At 72.2% G+C, this 16,420-nt stretch carries 15 protein-coding genes and 1 riboswitch; of the genes, 8 read left to right on the top strand and 7 right to left on the bottom strand.

Annotated elements, in window-relative coordinates; all coding sequences use genetic code 11:
• Positions 1 to 72: 72 nt before the first annotated feature.
• Positions 73 to 193, bottom strand: a riboswitch (cobalamin riboswitch).
• 145 nt (positions 194 to 338) lie between these two features.
• The 5 genes from LN042_RS21600 (at position 339) to LN042_RS21580 (ending at position 7,623) form a co-directional block, all read left to right on the top strand.
• A complete protein-coding gene (locus LN042_RS21600) occupies positions 339 to 1,328 on the top strand; it encodes a hypothetical protein (protein ID WP_230052940.1) in 990 nt (329 codons plus the stop codon).
• A 274-nt stretch (positions 1,329 to 1,602) separates the two neighbouring features.
• Complete coding sequence (locus LN042_RS21595) at positions 1,603 to 3,060, top strand: glycosyltransferase family 2 protein (protein WP_230052997.1); 1,458 nt, start codon at positions 1,603 to 1,605, stop codon at positions 3,058 to 3,060.
• Positions 3,057 to 4,094: a glycoside hydrolase family 26 protein gene (locus tag LN042_RS21590; RefSeq protein ID WP_230052939.1), complete on the top strand. Its 1,038-nt coding sequence runs from the start codon at positions 3,057 to 3,059 to the stop codon at positions 4,092 to 4,094. The genes LN042_RS21595 and LN042_RS21590 overlap by 4 nt, the downstream gene beginning before the upstream one ends.
• The gene (locus LN042_RS21585; protein ID WP_230052938.1) at positions 4,094 to 5,896 is read left to right on the top strand and encodes an ArnT family glycosyltransferase; all 1,803 of its coding nucleotides are present in this window, start codon (positions 4,094 to 4,096) and stop codon (positions 5,894 to 5,896) included. The genes LN042_RS21590 and LN042_RS21585 overlap by 1 nt, the downstream gene beginning before the upstream one ends.
• A gap of 2 nt (positions 5,897 to 5,898) precedes the next feature.
• On the top strand, positions 5,899 to 7,623 hold the full coding sequence (locus LN042_RS21580; RefSeq protein WP_230052937.1) for a glycosyltransferase family 39 protein: 1,725 nt from the start codon (positions 5,899 to 5,901) through the stop codon (positions 7,621 to 7,623).
• A gap of 11 nt (positions 7,624 to 7,634) precedes the next feature.
• Here LN042_RS21580 and LN042_RS21575 read toward each other — a convergent pair whose 3' ends face one another.
• Complete coding sequence (locus LN042_RS21575) at positions 7,635 to 8,126, bottom strand: GNAT family N-acetyltransferase (protein WP_230052936.1); 492 nt, start codon at positions 8,124 to 8,126, stop codon at positions 7,635 to 7,637.
• On the bottom strand, positions 8,069 to 8,386 hold the full coding sequence (locus LN042_RS21570; RefSeq protein ID WP_230052935.1) for a hypothetical protein: 318 nt from the start codon (positions 8,384 to 8,386) through the stop codon (positions 8,069 to 8,071). Before LN042_RS21570 ends, LN042_RS21575 begins: the two co-directional genes overlap by 58 nt.
• A 93-nt stretch (positions 8,387 to 8,479) precedes the next feature.
• Between LN042_RS21570 and LN042_RS21565 the strand changes: the two genes are divergently transcribed.
• Positions 8,480 to 9,448, top strand: a complete 969-nt coding sequence (locus LN042_RS21565; RefSeq protein WP_230052934.1) for a helix-turn-helix domain-containing protein — start codon at positions 8,480 to 8,482, stop codon at positions 9,446 to 9,448.
• A gap of 62 nt (positions 9,449 to 9,510) precedes the next feature.
• Here LN042_RS21565 and LN042_RS21560 read toward each other — a convergent pair whose 3' ends face one another.
• On the bottom strand, positions 9,511 to 11,214 hold the full coding sequence (locus tag LN042_RS21560) for a ricin-type beta-trefoil lectin domain protein (protein ID WP_230052933.1): 1,704 nt from the start codon (positions 11,212 to 11,214) through the stop codon (positions 9,511 to 9,513).
• A 195-nt stretch (positions 11,215 to 11,409) separates the two neighbouring features.
• Here LN042_RS21560 and LN042_RS21555 point away from each other — a divergent pair, with 195 nt between their 5' ends.
• Both LN042_RS21555 and LN042_RS21550 read left to right on the top strand, forming a co-directional pair.
• Positions 11,410 to 11,865, top strand: a complete 456-nt coding sequence (locus tag LN042_RS21555) for a hypothetical protein (RefSeq protein ID WP_230052932.1) — start codon at positions 11,410 to 11,412, stop codon at positions 11,863 to 11,865.
• The gene (locus tag LN042_RS21550; RefSeq protein WP_230052931.1) at positions 11,862 to 12,176 is read left to right on the top strand and encodes a winged helix-turn-helix domain-containing protein; all 315 of its coding nucleotides are present in this window, start codon (positions 11,862 to 11,864) and stop codon (positions 12,174 to 12,176) included. The genes LN042_RS21555 and LN042_RS21550 overlap by 4 nt, the downstream gene beginning before the upstream one ends.
• 55 nt (positions 12,177 to 12,231) lie before the next feature.
• Here LN042_RS21550 and LN042_RS21545 read toward each other — a convergent pair whose 3' ends face one another.
• The 4 genes from LN042_RS21545 to LN042_RS21530 all read right to left on the bottom strand — a co-directional run bounded on the left by LN042_RS21545 (position 12,232) and on the right by LN042_RS21530 (position 16,286).
• Positions 12,232 to 14,514: an ABC transporter permease gene (locus LN042_RS21545; protein WP_230052930.1), complete on the bottom strand. Its 2,283-nt coding sequence runs from the start codon at positions 14,512 to 14,514 to the stop codon at positions 12,232 to 12,234.
• Entirely contained in the window at positions 14,511 to 15,200 is a 690-nt protein-coding gene (locus LN042_RS21540) for an ABC transporter ATP-binding protein (RefSeq protein ID WP_230052929.1), read from the bottom strand. The genes LN042_RS21545 and LN042_RS21540 overlap by 4 nt, the downstream gene beginning before the upstream one ends.
• The gene (locus LN042_RS21535; RefSeq protein ID WP_230052928.1) at positions 15,197 to 15,721 is read right to left on the bottom strand and encodes a PadR family transcriptional regulator; all 525 of its coding nucleotides are present in this window, start codon (positions 15,719 to 15,721) and stop codon (positions 15,197 to 15,199) included. Before LN042_RS21535 ends, LN042_RS21540 begins: the two co-directional genes overlap by 4 nt.
• A gap of 154 nt (positions 15,722 to 15,875) precedes the next feature.
• Entirely contained in the window at positions 15,876 to 16,286 is a 411-nt protein-coding gene (locus LN042_RS21530) for a Fur family transcriptional regulator (protein WP_230052927.1), read from the bottom strand.
• Between the last annotated feature and the right edge of the window lie 134 nt (positions 16,287 to 16,420).

Raw genomic sequence — 16,420 nt, 5'->3', positions numbered from 1 at the left:
CGCGCATCGCCCCCCTGGCCCACCCGCGAGGCCCGGACGGTGGAACAGTGCTGCAAGGCCTTGGCGGGAAGGCCGGGTGGCACACCGTCGGCAGGCCCTCGGACTCGCGGGCAGGCGCCCGCACACCGCTGCGGGGCAGTCCCGGACTCGCACCGGGTTCCCCTGCGTCGACAGCGGAAGTGAGCATACATCTAGTGGTGCGTTCGAAGCTGACCCCCAGATGTAGTATGGCGCGTCGTGTCGGACCGGTGACGGAGCCAAGCTTTTCGAGCGCTGCCGGGGCACGGATTGATTACCGGCCGACTGCGGCAGCGGCCCATGGCCTACGATTTCGGCTCATGAGCGAGGGGAACCAGACGCCGGCCGGCTGGCCGCACCAGCCCGCCCAGCCAGGGCTCGGGGGACCGGGGCCGGAGCCGACCGCCCCGGGCGGTGGGTTCGGTCCGCCACCCGCCTCCTACGGTCCGCCGCAGCCGCCGTCGACACCCGGCCCGACGCCGGGTCAACCGCCCTTCCCCCAGCAGGCGCAGCCGACCGGTCCCTGGCCCGCCGCGGCCCACCAGCAGCCGGTCCCGAACGCCGGTCCGGGAGCCGAGCCGGTCCAGCCCGACTGGGAGGCGATGGCCGACCGCCACGAGGCGGAGTCCCGGCGGCGCCGCTGGATCTGGGCCGGTGCGGGCGTCCTCGCCCTCGTGCTGGTCGGCGGCGGCGTGACGGCCTTCCTGATGAACGATCACGGCAAGAAGCAGGCCGACGACCATCCGACGCCGACGGCGACCGCCCCGGCCCCGGCCCCGGCCACCCCGGACGCCGAGAAGTTCATCTCCAGCTCGGCCACGGACAAGGCGCCGATCGATGCCGCCACCCTGTTCGCCGACCAGACCCGCACGGCCGACGGCAAGACCTGGACCCGCAAGGCGACCGGCATCACCCAGCCGTGCTCGAAGGCCACCACCGGCGGGCTGGGGCTCGCCCTGGGCGACACCGCCTGCCACGAACTGGTGCGGGCCACCTACGTCTCGGGCGACGCCGCGGTGACGGTCGGCGTGGCCGTCTTCGACACCAAGGACGTGGCCGACCAGGCGATGGCCAAGCGGACCGGCCAGATCCAGGGCCTGTCCGGCCAGGGGGTCCCGCAGTTCTGCATCGCCTCCGGCTGCACCGAGACGCACGCCTCGGTCGGCCGTTATGCGTACTTCACGGTGTCCGGCAGCATCAAGCAGGGCGGTGCGATGACCGACCCGGACGCCACCGCCGCAGGACCGTCCTTCGCCGACTACGCGCGGCAGCAGCTGCTGGCCCGGGCCACGGCCAAGAACGGCAACTGACCCGGCGTCCGGCTGTCGGGGGGTCGGATAGGATTCCCGGCTTTGGGAGGCTTCGTCAGCCCTGGGTGCACCGTGGCCGAGCGGCGGCGAGACGAGCGAGTCAGGAGAGAGGTCCGCGGTGAGCGTTGCCACCAGTACCGGCCGTAGGCGCCGGGGTGGCGGGGGGACGCGGCGACGCGGTGGATCGGCCCTGCCGGAGCCCACGCCGAGCCGACTGCTGCCGGAACCCCCCACCAACCGGGAGAAGTACAGCTACACCATCCGTCACCAGTGGGTGCTCACGCTCTGTTCGGTGATCAGCTTCGGCTGCCTGGTGGTCAGTCAGGTGGAACTCTTCCAGGCTTCGGTCTGGTTCTGGCTCTGCCTGCCCTTCCTGCTGTTCACCGTCGTCTACTACCTGGTGTCGCTGCGGGTGAACAGCTTCACGCCCAACTTCGACGTCAAGGAGCACCGCCGGCTGGTCCGCTCCTGGAAGCCGGAGCGGTACCCCACCGTCGACGTCTTCCTGCCGGTCTGCGGTGAGCCGCTGGAGACCCTGCACAACACCTGGATCCACGTCCGCAAGCTCCGCGAGCAGTACCCGGGCCTGGTGACGCCGTACGTCCTGGACGACGCGGCGAGCCCCGAAGTCGAGGCGATGGCCGCCGACTTCGGCTTCCAGTACGGCACCCGCGAGAACCGCGGCTGGTTCAAGAAGGCCGGCAACCTGCACTACGGCTTCGGCCGCAGCGACGGCACCTACATCCTGATCCTGGACGCCGACTTCGCACCCCGCCACGACCTGCTGGAAGAGCTGCTGCCCTACTTCGAGCGCGACCCGGGCCTCGGCATCGTGCAGTCGCCCCAGTACTTCCGGGTGCTGGACTCGCAGAACTGGATCGAGCGCGGCGCGGGCGCCATCCAGGAGCTCTTCTACCGGACCGTCCAGGTGGCCCGGCAGCGCAACGACGGTGCCATCTGCGTCGGCAGCTGCGCGGTCTACCGGCGGGCCGCGCTGGAGGAGAACGGCGGCACCACGCTGATCGCCCACTCCGAGGACGTGCACACCGGCTTCGACCTGCGCGCCCTGGGCTGGGACCTGCAGTACGTGCCGGTCGCGCTGTCCACCGGTGTCTGCCCGGACAGCCTGGGGGCCTTCCAGAACCAGCAGTACCGCTGGTGCATGGGCTCGATGAGCCTGCTGACCAGCCACAAGTTCTGGCACACCAAGCTGAGCCTCACCACCCGGCTGTGCTACGTCTCCGGCTTCCTCTACTACATCCACACGGCGCTGCTGACCTTCGCGATGCCGCTGCTGCCGATCATGCTGCTGCTCTGCCGGCCCGACCTGCTGCAGGTCAAGCACCTGCTGCTGGTGATCCCCAGCCTGGTGTACGCGACGCTGATCTTCCCGCTGTGGCACCGCGCGCCGTACCGCCTGGAGGCCTGGGCGACCCGGATGATGTTCGGCTGGGCGCACTTCTTCGCGATCTGGGACCTGCTCCGGCGCCGGCCGCAGGGCTGGCGGCCGACCGGCTCCAGCGGGGCCCGCAAGAACCGCCAACTGCGGTTCTGGATCGGGCTGATCGGCTGGGGCGGGACCACCGCGCTGGTCTGGGTGGTCGCCGCGGTCTACCGGATGTTCACCCTGCACCCGCCGGACTTCGCGCTGGTGCTCTCCTCCGGCCTCTTCTACGCGGTCACGGTCGGACGGATCCTGATCCAGCCGCGCTCCCAGGAGGTGACCGGGTGAACCGCCCGACCGTGCACCGGATCGCTCGTACGCTGGCGGCCCTCGGTCTGGCGCTCGGCCTGACCGGCTGCGCGTCGCTGATCGGCGAGAAGCAGGTCGGCCCGGGCCCGGACCCGAGCAGCCCGGGTGCGGCCCCGTCCGCCGCCCCGGCGTCCGCGTCCGCCGGACCGGCCGCGCTGCCCTACGACGTGCGGCCGCTGCTCAAGCCCGCGCACAAGTACCTCGGCGTCTCCGCCGACGGCGCTCCCACCTCGATGGACTCGATCACCGCTTTCGCGCAGCAGGTGGGCAAGCAGCCCAACCTGATCGAGTCGTACTCCGGTTGGGGCGACAACTTCGATGCCAAGGGCGCCAAGAACGCCTGGGACGCCGGCGCCGTGTCGTACATCGCCTGGGAGCCGTTCACCGTCAGCCTGGCCGACATCGCGGCGGGCAAGTCCGACGACTACATCAGGGGTTACGCGGCGGCGATCCGCAACCTCGACGTGCCGGTCGCGTTGAGCTTCGCCCACGAGATGAACGGCGGCTGGTACGCCTGGGGCACCAAGCACGCCACCCCCGACCAGTTCGTCGCCGCCTACCGCCACGTGCACGACGTCTTCGCCCAACTCGGTGCGGGCAACGTGATCTGGGTCTGGAGCCCCAACAGCATCAACCCGATGCCCAACGTGCAGCTGCAGCCGTACTACCCGGGTGACACCTACGTGGACTGGGTGGGGATCGTGGCGTACTACACGCACCTGGAGGCCGGCACCTTCCAGCAGCTCTACATCCCCACCCTCACCGAGGTACGGCAGTTCACCGACAAGCCGTTCCTGATCTCCGAGACGGCTTCCGAGCCCGGGGCCCGCAAGCCGGCCGACATCGCCAACCTGGCCGCCGGAGTGATCGCGCATCCGGACTGCCTGGGCTTCATCTGGTTCGACTACAACAAGGAAGTTGACTGGAAGGTCGACAGCGACCCCCAGGCCCTGGCCGCCTTCAAGCGCGCGGTGTCCGACGGACGCTACGGCTTCGACGTGAGAAACCCCTGATGACCTCCTCCACCGAGCACCTCGACGAGTTCCCGGTGCACCAGGAAGACGGGCCGCTGCGACGGCCCGATTCCGGCGGCTCCTGGTTCACCGCCAAGCGGCAGGCCGCACCCGGGGGGCACGACCACGCGGTCGACTCGCCGACGATGCGACTCGACATGTCCTCAGCCAGGAGGACGGGCGGCGGTGCCCCGCCGGTTCAGCCCGGGCGGGACACGGCCGACGACCCGGTGGCCGACGAACCGCGCCGCGGTGACGACGGCCCCGGCTACACGCTCGCCCCCATCCCCGAGGCCAGCTGGGCGATCGACCCGGGCCGCCGGCGGACCTGGGTCAGCCGGCTGCTGCTGCTGGCGATCCTGCTCCTGCAGACCGCGCTCTCGGTGCGCCTGTCCAACACGGCGTTCCAGGACGAGGCGCTGTACATGTACGCCGGGCACATGGAGCTGGACCACTTCCTCCACGGCCTGGCGCTGCCCAAGGACTACAACACCTACTTCTCCGGCTCCCCGGTGCTCTACCCGATCGCCGCGGCGGTGATCGAGAACCACTTCGGGATGCTCGGAGTGCGCCTGTTCAGCCTGCTCTGCATGCTCGGCGCCACCTCCCTGCTGTACGCGTTCAGCCGGCGCATGTTCAACGAGCGGGTCGCGCTCGGCGCCGCCGCGCTCTTCGCCGTCACCCAGTCCACCGTGGTGCTCGGCTTCTTCGCCACCTACGACGCGCCGGCGGTGCTGCTACTGGCCCTCGCGGCCTGGATCGTGATCCGCACGGACCGGGCGCCGGCCGCCCTGGTGCTGTTCGCCGCCCCGGTCGCGGTGCTCGCGGTCGGACTGAAGTACGCCTCGGCGCTCTACCTGCCGACGCTGGCGGTGCTGGCGCTGCTCACCGGGCACCGCAACAAGATCCGCCAGCCGCTGCTCCGCGGGGCGCTGCTGGCGGCCGGAATGGCGGTGCTGCTCTGGCTCGGACTCCGGTTCACCAATGTGCTCTCCGGCGTCCAGGCCACCACCACCAACCGCGCCCACGGCAACGAGAAGACCATGGACCTGGTCCGGCAGTGCGTGGAGTACGGCGGGCTGATGTTCGCCACCGCCTGCGCGGGCATGGTCGCCTACGCGGTCCGCGGCCGGATGAACGAGTCACCGCTGGTGCGCAACGCCACCGGCCCCGGGCCGCGGCGCCGCTGGCTGCTCGGCCTGCTCCTGGTGGGCACGGCACTGCTGGCCCCCGCCTACCAGATCCACCTGCACACCTCCGTGGCGCTCTACAAGCACCTCGGGTTCGGCCTGCTCTTCGCCGCGCCGATGGCCGGGATCGGGCTCTCCCGGCTGGTCGGGTCGCACTTCCGGCATCCCCAACTCGGCATCCTGCTCTGGGTGATCACCCTCTCGCTGGGCCTGTCGCAGTCCGTCTGGCGCTTCGAGACCTGGCCGAACTCCACCCAGATGATCGCGGTGCTGAAGCAGCACGTGAACAGCCACGGCCGCTACCTGGCCTCGGCCGACAACGTGCCCGTCTACTACCTGCGGGCACAGACCCGGCAGGACCAGTGGACCTCGACCTACGGCATCGGCTACGTCGACAGGGCGGGCAAGCTGCACTCCGGTGACGACGGCTACCGCGCCGCGATCGCCGACGGCTGGTTCGACCTGATCGTGCTCGACGGTGTGGCCACGCCGGACGAGGACAAGGTCGTGGTCCAGGCGATCAGTCAGAGCCCGCACTACCGTCTGCTCGGCCGGGTGCCCTTCCACACGACGGGCGGCACCGGCTACTACCGGATCTGGGTGAAGCAGTAACGATGGCGATTCGCATGGAGGCGTCCGACCGCACCGCTCCGGAGCAGCACTGGTCCGCCGGTCGCCGGGGGCGCGACCGGCGGACCGGTGCGGCCGAGTCGCCCGCCTGGCGGTCCGCCCTCGCCACCGCCGCCGGGCCGGCGGTACTGGCGCTGGTGCTCTGCTGCTACGGCATAGGGGACCGCCAGCTGTGGCGGGACGAGCACGCGAGCTGGTGGGCGGCCCAGCTGACCTGGAGCCAGCTGGGTGACCTGATATCGCACATGGACCTGGTGCTGGCGCCCTACTACGCGTTGCTGCACCTGTGGACGGGTGTGTTCGGCGACTCCGAGGCCGCGCTGCGACTGCCCTCGGCCTTCGCCGTCACCGGCGCCGCCGCCGGGGTCGCGCTGCTCGGCCGGCGGCTCTTCAACCCCCGCCTGGGGGTGCTGGCGGGTCTGCTCTTCGCCGTCTGCCCGGCGATCACCTGGTACGGCCAGGACGCCCGTCCCTACGCCTTCGCGGTCCTCGCCGCGGTGCTCAGCACGCTGACCCTGGTGCGGATGGTGCAGAGTCCGCTGGTCGACCCCGCCTCGCTGCCGGTCCGGCCGGGGCGGCCCACCTGGTGGCACGGGCCCACGGTGCGCTCCTGGACCGGCTACACCCTCTCGGTGGTCGGGATGGGCCTGACCCACCTGGTGACCCTGTCGTTGCTGGCCGGGCACCTGACGCTGGTGCTCTCCACGGCCAACCGCGGCCGGCAGCGCCGGCTGCGCTGGGTGCTACCGCGCCGCTGGGCGGTGGCGACCGGGGCGGCGCTGCTGCTGCTGAGCCCAGGAGTGATCCTCGGAGCGCGGCAGAGCGGCCAGATCGCCTGGAACACCAAGGACTGGCACGACCTGGGCGAACTGCCGGGCAAGCTGGCCGGCTCCGGAACGCTCGGCTGGTCGATGCTGGTCGTCGGGCTGCTCGGCCTGGTCGGACTGCTGGCGCTGCGTCAGCCGGTCGGGCTGCTGGCCTGCTGGGTGCTGCTGCCGGTGGCCGCCACCGCGGCGACGGCCTCCTGGTTGCACCTCTTCCTGGACCGCTACCTGCTCTTCACGGTGCCCGGCTGGGCGCTGCTCTGCGCGGCCGCGGTGGGCCGGGTGCCGGGTCTGGTCTCGCCGCTGACCGCCTCGCGGACGCCGCCGCGGATCCTCAGCGGAGTGCTGCCCCTGGTGCTGGTGTTCCTCGCGGCGGCGGCGGTCTCCTGGCCGGCCCAGTCCACCGTCCGCAACGACCTGGGGTGGGAGCAGGACACCCGGGGGGCGGCCGGGGTGATCAGCGCGGGGCTGCGGCCGGGCGACGGGATGATCTTCGAGCCGGGCACCTCGACCCGGCGTGCCATCGCCTACGAGCTCCGCGGCAAGCCCGCGCCGAAGGACATCCTGATGCAGAGGACGCCGCAGCAGGCCAAGGGCTTCGGCGCGATCGAGTGCTACGACCCGACGCCCTGCATGGCGGGGGTCCAGCGGATCTGGGTGCTGGTCGGCAGCAACGACGGCCGGCCGTGGGGCGCCATCACGGACAAGGTGCAGAAGGAGCTCAGGCAGTTCCACACCGTCAGCACCACCAGGCTGCCCAACCTGCGGGTCATCCTGGTCCAGCGGAACGCCGCGCCGGCCAAGCCCCCGGCCAAGGGCGGCCCGGCGAAGGGCGGCCCGGTCAAGGGCGGCCCGGCGAAGGCCGAACAGCCGGCCGAGCACTGACCGGCGGCCCGTCAGAAGCTCATCGTGTACACCCACAGGTCGACCTCCGGCACCGGCCGCCAGTCGCGCTCGGGGGTGCGGCGGAAGCCGACGCGCTCGTAGACGCGGTGGGCGGCGGTCATCCGGGGCTGGGTGGAGAACGCCATGCCGGTCAGGCCGAGCTCCCGGCTGCGGGCCACGGTGGTGCGCACCAGGGCCTCGCCGACCCCGCGGCCGCGGGCGGCGGCCGCGGTGGCGAGCATCCGGATCTCGCCCTCGCCCGGGGTGGCGATGTCGGCCCACTCCGTGCCGCCGACCGCGAAGGTGACGCAGCCCAGCACCTGGTCGGCGGCGTCGACGGCGACCAGCAGCTCGGCCTCGGCGGCGCGGCGGGCGGCATCGCGCAGCAGGGCCGCGTAGCGGCCGTCGGGGTCGACGTGGCCGTCGCCGACGAACGCCTCGACGGTCACCTCACCCGCCGGACGCAGATCGGCTTCGGTCGCGCGGCGGATCCGGAAGTCCATCGGACAAGTGTGCCAAAGTCCAGCTCGGAGGCGGCGGGGAGGGTTCCGCGCAGCCGATCGGGGTTGGGCGGGGCCGCCGGAGCCGGGTGCGGGCGGTCGGACCGGGCCGGGGCGGCCGGAGGGCCGTCCGGGCGGTGGACGTCGTCGCGGCCGGGCCGGGTGGTGCGGTCCACGTCGCCCGCGACCAGGTAGCCGAGCAGCCCGGTTCCGGTGGCCAGGCCGAGTACGGCGAGTGCGCTCGCCAGCGTGGAAGAGGTCATGCCGCCACTCTTCCGTTCGCCGGGGAGCCCCACGAGTGGCAGGAACGCCATGGTCCGTCGAATTGCTGCCAGTGGCGCGCTAGGCTGGCGGGCATGTTGCGGGACGTCGTCGCGGTCGTGCTGGAGGAGGTCCACCCCTTCGAACTCGGGGTGGCCTGCGAGGTCTTCGGGCTGGACCGGAGCGAAGAGGGGCTGCCGGTCTACGACTTCGCGCTCGCCTCCGAGCGGCCCGGCCCGCTGCGCACCCACGCCGGCTTCAGCGTCGACGTGCCACACGGCGTGGAGCGGCTGGCCACCGCCGACCTGGTGGTGGTGACGGCCGCCGGGATCCGGGCCGAGTACCCGTCCGAGCTGTGCGGGGCGCTGCGTGAGGCGGTGGAGCGCGGCGCCCGGGTGCTCTCCATCTGCAGCGGCGCCTTCCTGCTCGGCGCGGCCGGGTTGCTGGACGGGCGGCGCAGCACCACCCACTGGCGCTACACCGACCACCTCGCCGAGCGGTTCCCGCTGACCACGGTGGAGCCGGACGTGCTCTACGTCGACGAGGACCCGGTGATCACCTCGGCGGGCACGGCGGCCGGCATCGACGCCTGCCTCCACCTGGTCCGCAAGCTCCAGGGCGCCGAAGTGGCCCGAGGCATCGCCCGCCGCATGGTGGTGGCGGCGCACCGGGACGGCGGCCAGGCCCAGTACATCAGCCGCCCGCTCCCGGACCGGCCGTCCACCACCTCGTTCGGCACGGTCCTCGACTGGATGCGCGAGGAGCTCGACCGCGACTGGACCGTCGACCAGTTGGCCGCCCGCGCCCACATGGCTCCCCGCACCTTCGCCCGCCGCTTCCAGCAGGAGACCGGCACCACTCCGCTGCGCTGGCTCATCGGCCAACGCGTCCTCTACGCCCAGCGCCTCCTGGAGGAGACCGACCACCCCGTGGAGGCCGTCGCCACCCGAGTCGGCTTCGGCAACGCGGCCACCCTGCGCCACCACTTCGGCCGCTGGGTGGGAACGACGCCGCTGGCCTACCGCCGGGCGTTCGGCTGCGACCTGGCGCGGGGCGCGGGCTGACTCCCGGGCACCGGCCGGCCGCGGGCGTGGACACCCGCGGCCGGCGTTCGGGGCGTGGCGCGTCAGACCGGAAGCGACCAGGCCTGGTTCGCCTGGTGATCACCGCAGGGCCAGGCGTCCAGGCGGGTGGTGTCGGCGGTGCCGCCGCCGTAGACGTCGAGGCAGAGGCCGGAGCCGGCGTTGACCAAGGTGCCGTCCGGCTGGGCGGTCCAGGTCTGGGCGCCGGCACCGGCGCAGGTGCTCAGGGTGACCCAGGAGCCGGCTGAAGTGCCGGACGCGGTGAGGCACTTGCCCAGCGTCCGGATGGTGCCGTCCGACTGGCGGGTCCACTGCTGGTTGGGGTTGCCGGTGCAGGTGTAGAGGATCACCGGGTTGCCGTCCGCCGTGGAACTGCCGGAATCGTCAACGCACTTGGCGCCATTGCCGGTCAACTGGCCGGTGGGCGCGGGGGCGGCGCAGCCGTGCGGGGTGAGGCGCCAGACGGCGGTGCCGTGAGCGGGCACGGTGGCGGTGAGCGAGCCGGAGGCGGTCGAACTCGCCCCGGTCCACAGGTCCTTGGCGCTCACCGTGCAGCCGGGCAGGCCCACCGAGGCAAGGGGCGCCGACACCGACTGCGCGCTGCCGGTCCGGTTGAGCACCGCGACCGCCCGGTCCCCGTCGGCGAGTGGCCTGGCCAGTACGTCGGTCGAGCCGTTGGTGGCGACCACCCCGGCCTGCTCGCCCAGGCTGTCCTGGTCGAGGGCGATCAGGTCGGGGTTGCCGAGCGCGGCGAGCCCGGCGGGGGAGAGGTGGGCGACGTCCGAGGAGAGGATCATCGGCGCGGCCATCATCGACCAGAGGGCGACCTGGCTGCGGGCCTCGTCGTCGGTCAGCCCCGGGTCGCCGGCGATCAGGAAGTCGGGGTCGTTCCAGTTGCCGGGCTTGGCGTAGCGGCCGATCCAGCGGTTGTAGCCGTAGTTGCCCAGCACCGAGCTCCACCGCGAGGTGCCCGGACTGCTCGCGTCATAGGTGGCGATGTCCCAGCCCTCGCGCCAGAGTTGGCCGTCGCCGCCGACCCAGCCCAGCACCGAGAACCAGCTCGGGTTGCCCCACTCGCCGGTCTGGAAGTAGGCGGGCGCCGACTCCGAGAAGGTGATCGCCCGTCCGCTGCCGGCCAGCGCGGCGGCCTCGGCGTCGTAGGCCTGGTGGTAGGCCTGCTCCTGGGTCTGGCCGGGAGCGGTGTAGAGGTTGCAGCCGTCCAGCTTCAGGTAGTCCACACCCCAGGAGGCGAAGTCGGCGGCGTCCTCGGCGAAGTGGTCGGCGCCGCCGCCCTGCGGCCGTCCGCTGCCGGGGTAGCCGCCGCAGGTGCTGGAGCCGGCGTCCTCGTAGATGCCGAACTTCAGGCCGCGGCTGTGCAGGTAGCTGCCCAACCAGGCCATGCCGTGCGGGAATTTGACCGGGTCGGCGACCAGGTGGCCGCCGGCGTCGCGGCTGCTCGCCATCCAGCAGTCGTCGACGGTGACGGTGGTGTAGCCCTTGGCGGCCAGGCCGCTGCTGACCAGGGCGTCCGCGTTGCCGGTGATGGTCTGCTCGGTGATGCCGCACTGGTAGTGGGCCCAGTCGTTCCAGCCCATCGGCGGGGTGGCGGCCAGTGCGGGGGTGCGGGCGGGCGGTGCGGGGGCGTGGCCGGCGGCGGCCGCCGAGGCCGGGCGGCTCACCAGCAGTGGCGCGGCGACCAGGCAGGCGGAGGTCAGCAGAACGCGGAGTGTGCGGCGGACTGAGGGCACGCCGGGCTCCTTCCGTGGGGGGACGGTGTTCGGTGCGCGACCAGTGCACCGTCGCTGCGCGTTAGCGTCAATAGCGCGGTACTGGCGAGCATGAACGAGCAAAGATCATCAGGCTTGCCAAAACTACTTTCGCACTGCAAAAGTAGATGCCCGGCTGATGAGCCATCAGCACGAGCCGCAACAAGGGGGATACCGATGTCAGTCTCCGACGACCCGTCAGCCGCTGCCGCCGCGCTCGGCGTCTACCGCCAGGCCCGCGCCGCCGCCGTCGCGCCCCGCCCGACGCCGGCCTGGTACCCACCGGCCCGCGGCATCCTGGGCGCCACCTGCTACATCGCGGCGCCCTTCCAACTCGCCGCCGACCATCCGGCGGTCTGGCTGTCGGCCCTGGTCATCGTCGTCGCGGTGGCGTTCGTCGCCGTGCACGCGGCGGCGGCCCGGCCCGGCGGGGTCCTGGTGCTGCCCAAGGAGCACCCGTACCGGAAGGAGCGGCTGCGCGGCCATCTGGTCAGCATGCTGCTCTGGGGGGCGAGTTGGCTGGTCGCCATCCCGTTCGGCTGGCAGCTCGGTGCCGTCGTCTCGGGGTTGGTGCTCGGCGGCTACCTGTGGTTCCACAGCGCTCGTGAGCGGGCACGGGCGGCCCGGGCATGAGCGGGGTCGACGAGGTCATCCACCACCCCACCCGGCTCGCCCTGGTCGGTTTCCTCTCCGGCTGCCACGAAGCCGAGTTCGGTGCGGTCCGGGACTACTGCGGGATCTCCGACGCCAGCGTCAGCCGGATCGTCTCGGCGCTGGAGGAGGCCGGCTACGTCAAGGTGCGCAAGGGGTACGTCGGCAAGCGCCCGCGCACCTGGCTGGCGCTCACCCAGGCCGGCCGCACCGCCTTGGCCGACCACCTGGCGGCGCTCCGGTCCATCGTGGACAACGCCGCCCGGGCGGCCGGCCGGCCACCGCAGCCCTGACCGCGGAACGCGGTGACGGCAGCTCCCCCGCGGCTGCCGTCACCCGCACCGGGATTCAGTCGTTGCGCGCGGCCTCGGGCCCGGTGATCCGCCGCAGCAGCGGCAGGGTGGACGTGATCACCCCGAGCGACGCCGCCAGCCCGCCGACCACCATCACGCAGTACATCGCACCGGGCGAGCGCACCGAGTAGCCCAACTGCGCCTTCAGGAACAGCTCGGCCGCCAGGAACCCCATGCCGATGGCCACCCCCGACACCACCAGCAGCGGCATCGCGCTCTCCAGCAGCACCGTCCGGCGCAGCACCCCCAACTGCACACCCGTCAGTCGCAGCAGGCTGAACGGCCGCCTGCGCTCGCTGAGTCCGCCGGCCACACCGACGGCCAGGCTGCACCCGGCGACCACCAGGCTGGCCAGGGTGACCGTGTTGGCGAGCCGCTGGAACGAGCTCAACTGGCCCTGCGCCTGCGTGCGGTACTCGCTCAGCGTCCACGGGGCCATGGCACGGTCGGGGTAGGTGCCCTCCAGCAGCGTCCGGACCCGCTCGACGGTGGCGGCGGAGCCCGTCGTTCCCACCACCACGTCGAGCACCGGCAGGCCGTCCAGCTGTGCGGCCGGCACGCTGGAAGTCGGCCACTGCCGCGGCCAGTTGCTCCCGATGTCCACCCCGAAACCGTCGAAATCGGCCGCCGTGGTGGCGGTCTGGGCTCCCGCTGCGCAGGTGTGGAACAGCGGGGTGCCGGCCAGCTGTTCACAGGAGGCCAGTCCGCCCTGGCGTGCCGCGCCGACGGGCCCCTGGTGTTCCGTGGGGTCGGGGGTGCCGAGCGGATCGGCGTGGATCACGGTCACCCCGGCTACCCCGGGAATCGCCCGCAACTGCGTCGTCACCGACGCCGGCAGCGGCTTCTCCGCACCGGTCGGCCTTCCATCGTCCCCCCACCCGGTCAGGTAGGAGCCGAGCACGGTGTGGTCGACGGCCGCGCCGGCGCCGGCGGTGTAGATCTCGGGCAGCCCGCGTTCGGCGGTGATCGCGGTGATGATGGCAACCGATCCGGTGGTGACGCAGAGCGCCAGCACCAGCCCGCCGACCGAGCGGAAGCCGGCCTTGGGGTCGTCGGCCAGCCGGCGTCCGGCGATCAGCACGGCCGGGTCGTTGCTGCGTCCCACCATCAGCCGTGCGCCCACCATGGTCAGCCACGGTCCGGCGTACACCAGCCCGCCCAGGATCAGTACCATGCCGGGTGTGAACGCCATCGACTGGCCGGCCGAGGTGTTCGGCCGTCGGCCGATGAAGAACGCCAGTTCCGCGACGCCCAGCAGCATCGGCAGCAGCCGCCAGGCCCTGGGTGGCGGGGGCGTGACGCGCCGGGCCACCCCGAGCGGCGAGACCCGCACCCGGGCCAGCGCGATCCCGGCTGCGACGGCGGCCGCGACCGGCACCCCGAGGACGACCAGCAGCACGTCCCAGAGGTTGAGCGACAGGTCACTGAGGAAGAACGGCGTACCGGTGAAGTCCATCCGTACCAGTGCCAGCCGGATCGGCGGGAAGACCGCGAAGCCGATCGCGACGCCGGCCGCGGCGGCGAGCGCGGCCTCCGCGGTGGCGATCACGGAGACCTGCCGCGGGGTGGCGCCGACCAGCCGCATCGCCGCGAACCGGTACTCCCGGCGGGCAGCGGACAGCCGGGTCGCCATGCCGACCAGGATCAGCACCGGGAAGACCAGGGCCCCGGCGGTCACCGAGAGGATCAGGATCACGGAGCTGCCCTTGGGGCCGACCGGGCAGTCGTCGCAGTCGGTCGACGGGGTGGTCGTGATCGAGGTGATCTCATGAGAACCGTCCGCGGCCTTGACCTCCGCTGGCGTGCGGCCGACCACGATGACCAGCGAGTCGGGGCCCGGCAGGGCGGTCGAACCGATGGTGCCCACGAGGTGGCCGGGGTAGCGGTCGGCCAGCTGGTCGGCCGGCAGGTCGGCCAGCAGCCTGGCGAGTGCGGGCGAGGCGTAGTACTCGCCGGGCGCGGGCAGCCTCGGAATCCCGGGTGGAACCGGTGAGTTGGTGCCGGTGGCGGCCACGTCGACCCGGCCGATCCGCTCGCCCTGGTAGGCGTCGCCGCTGAGCCGCCACCAGAGCGGGTCCACCCCGCTGCGCGGGGTGTCGGTGGAGTGCGCGCTGTTGAGCCAGGAGTAGCGGTTGTCCTGGCTGTGCACGCCGTTGATCGCGGCCAGCATGCCGAGCAGCAGGCCGACCCCGGCCGCCACGGCGCAGGCGATGACGACCAGCCGGGCCAGCGCCTCCCGACCGCCGGCCAGGGCCAACCGGATGCCCAGGCTGATCACGAAGCCATCCGTTCCATGAAGGCGGTGGTCACCCTGCCGTCCCGGACGGTGACTTCACGGTCCGCGCAGGCCGCCACCCGGGGCTCGTGGGTGACCACCACGACCGTGGTGCCGTGCTCGCGGGCGGTGGAGACCAGCAGGTCCATCACCTGCTCGCCGGTGAGCGAGTCCAGCGCGCCGGTCGGCTCGTCGGCGAAGATGACGTCCGGCCGGGTGACCATGGCCCGTGCCAGCGCGACGCGTTGGGCCTGGCCACCGGACAACTCGCCGGAACGGCGGGCCTCCAGGCCGTCCAGCCCGAGCCGCCCGAACCAGCTGCGGGCCTCGGCGAGCGCGGCGGCGCGCTTGCGGCCGCCCAGCAGCAGCGGCAGCGCCACGTTCTCCTCAGCGGTCAGCTCGGGCACCAACTGGCCGAACTGGAAGACGAATCCGAAGCGGTCCCGGCGCAGCTCGCTGCGCTGTGCCTCTTTCATCGTGTCCAGCCGCCGGCCGGCGAATTCGATCTCCCCGGCGTCGGGGGTGAGGATGCCGGCCAGGCAGTGCAGCAGGGTCGACTTGCCGGAGCCGCTGGGGCCCATGATGGCCAGGATCTCGCCGGCCTCGACGGCGAGGTCGGCGCCCCGCAGGGCGGGCGTCGGCCCGAAGGACAGCTCCAGCCCGCGGGCCTCCAGCACGATGCCGGTCATCGCAGCACCTCCTCGGCGAGCTGGCCGAGCCGGGCGGCGGTCTGGTCGATCCAGCGCAGGTCGGCTTCCAGGTGGAAGAGGCCGTGGTCGGCGAGCAGGCGGTCCACCAGGGCGCCGCCGCGCCGCACTTCGGTGAGCTCGCGCATCCGGCGCAGATGGGACGCGCGCTGGGCGTCGAGGTAGCCGGCGGCATCGCGTTCCAGCAGCAGCGCCAGCACCACCTTGGTGAACAACACGGTCTGCAGGTGCGGTTCGGGGTCGGCGGGCTCGGCGAGCCAGGAGTGCAGCTCGACCGCGCCGGTGTCGGTGATGACGTAGCGCTTGCGGTCGGGGCCGGTGCCGGGACCGACCTCGTCCATCACCACCTTGCCGTCCCGGGCCAGCCGCCCGAGGGTCGAGTACACCTGGCCGGGCGGCAGCGGTTTGTCGCGCCCGAACAGGTTGTCGTAGTCGCGCTTGAGGTCGTAGCCGTGGCTGGGCGCCCGTTCCAGCAGCCCGAGTAAGGCGAGGGGAACTGTCATAACCCAGTATCTACACTCAGTATCTACTCGGCGTCAATGGTCCTCGGCCCGGGCGGAGGTGACGATGCCTCAGCAGGGGGAGGGGATTTTCCGGCGAACTTCGGGTTTTCCCGGGGGAGCTGCGCTCCGGGCCGCTACGTTGACTGCTGTGGTGTCATGCGCAGGAGGGGCAGAGCCCGCGGTAGGTGACCTCGACCTCCGAGACGGTGAAGCCGAACCGCTGGTCCGCCGGGAGGTCCGCCAGCGGGTCGCCGAGCGGGCGCACGTCGCGGATGGTGCCGCAGCCGGAGCAGACCAGGTGCTGGTGCGGCTGGTGCGCGTTGGGGTCGTAGCGCTTGGCGCGGCCGTCGGTGGAGACCTCGATGACCTCGCCGAGGGAGACCAGCTCGCCGAGGGTGTTGTAGACGGTCGCGCGGGAGATCTCGGGCAGCCGCTGGGTCGCCCGGGCGTGCACCTCGTCGGCGGTGAGGTGCACGTGGTCGCCGTCGAGGACCTCGGCGACGACGCGCCGCTGGGAAGTCAGCCGCCAGCCACGCCCACGCAGTCGCTCCAGCAGGTCGCTCATATGGGTTTCACCTATTCGGTTCGGGGGACGCCCGAAGTTTACCAATGGGTGTCCGGGGTCTGATCGGATCCGAAGGTGTGTCGGATCTTGACTTAGACTCTGTCCATCGTAGGATCGGTTCTGAAGATAGCCAA

This window comes from Kitasatospora humi, assembly GCF_020907985.1.
Classification (GTDB): domain Bacteria; phylum Actinomycetota; class Actinomycetes; order Streptomycetales; family Streptomycetaceae; genus Kitasatospora; species Kitasatospora humi.
This window is presented reverse-complemented; position numbering and strand designations above follow the sequence as displayed.

What these genes read in the sequence shown, in the direction of transcription:
- LN042_RS21600 (WP_230052940.1), top strand. Translation starts at nt 339, where the DNA reads ATGAGCGAGGGGAACCAGACGCCGGCCGGCTGGCCGCACCAGCCCGCC.
- LN042_RS21585 (WP_230052938.1), top strand. Translation starts at nt 4,094, where the DNA reads ATGACCTCCTCCACCGAGCACCTCGACGAGTTCCCGGTGCACCAGGAA.
- LN042_RS21580 (WP_230052937.1), top strand. Translation starts at nt 5,899, where the DNA reads ATGGCGATTCGCATGGAGGCGTCCGACCGCACCGCTCCGGAGCAGCAC.
- LN042_RS21575 (WP_230052936.1), bottom strand. Translation starts at nt 8,126, where the DNA reads ATGGACTTCCGGATCCGCCGCGCGACCGAAGCCGATCTGCGTCCGGCG.
- LN042_RS21570 (WP_230052935.1), bottom strand. Translation starts at nt 8,386, where the DNA reads ATGACCTCTTCCACGCTGGCGAGCGCACTCGCCGTACTCGGCCTGGCC.
- LN042_RS21565 (WP_230052934.1), top strand. Translation starts at nt 8,480, where the DNA reads ATGTTGCGGGACGTCGTCGCGGTCGTGCTGGAGGAGGTCCACCCCTTC.
- LN042_RS21555 (WP_230052932.1), top strand. Translation starts at nt 11,410, where the DNA reads ATGTCAGTCTCCGACGACCCGTCAGCCGCTGCCGCCGCGCTCGGCGTC.
- LN042_RS21550 (WP_230052931.1), top strand. Translation starts at nt 11,862, where the DNA reads ATGAGCGGGGTCGACGAGGTCATCCACCACCCCACCCGGCTCGCCCTG.
- LN042_RS21540 (WP_230052929.1), bottom strand. Translation starts at nt 15,200, where the DNA reads ATGACCGGCATCGTGCTGGAGGCCCGCGGGCTGGAGCTGTCCTTCGGG.
- LN042_RS21535 (WP_230052928.1), bottom strand. Translation starts at nt 15,721, where the DNA reads ATGACAGTTCCCCTCGCCTTACTCGGGCTGCTGGAACGGGCGCCCAGC.
- LN042_RS21530 (WP_230052927.1), bottom strand. Translation starts at nt 16,286, where the DNA reads ATGAGCGACCTGCTGGAGCGACTGCGTGGGCGTGGCTGGCGGCTGACT.